The 562-nt window shown below is 51.6% G+C and carries 1 rRNA gene; it reads right to left on the bottom strand.

Annotated elements, in window-relative coordinates:
* Positions 1 to 562 (bottom strand): 23S ribosomal RNA (locus tag IEW69_RS16850); the annotation flags it as partial.

Raw genomic sequence — 562 nt, 5'->3', positions numbered from 1 at the left:
TCACCAGCTTTACATCTGTAACCTATCAACGTAGTAGTCTTCTACGGTCCTATATGGAATTCTCATCTCGTGGCTAGTTTCGTACTTAGATGCTTTCAGCACTTATCTATTCCCAGCGTAGCTACTCTGCAATGCCCCTGGCGGAACAACAGATTCACTAGAGGCTAGTCCAACCCGGTCCTCTCGTACTAAGGTCAGCCCCACTCAAAATTCCTACGCCCACAACAGATAGGGACCGAACTGTCTCGCGACGTTCTGAACCCAGCTCGCGTGCCACTTTAATCGGCGAACAGCCGAACCCTTGGGACCTTCTCCAGCCCCAGGATGTGACGAGCCGACATCGAGGTGCCAAACCTCCCCGTCGATATGAGCTCTTGGGGGAGATCAGCCTGTTATCCCCAGCGTACCTTTTATCCTTTGAGCGATGGCCCTTCCATGCAGAACCACCGGATCACTATATCCGTCTTTCGACCCTGCTCGGCTTGTCTGCCTCACAGTCAAGCAAGCTTATGCTATTGCACTCCTCATACGGTTACCAAGCGTATTGAGCTTACCTTTGAAA

Source organism: Pedobacter quisquiliarum, from assembly GCF_014642175.1.
GTDB lineage: Bacteria > Bacteroidota > Bacteroidia > Sphingobacteriales > Sphingobacteriaceae > Pedobacter > Pedobacter quisquiliarum.
Note: the sequence above shows the minus strand (reverse complement) of the source record. Positions and strands in the feature narration are given on the sequence as shown.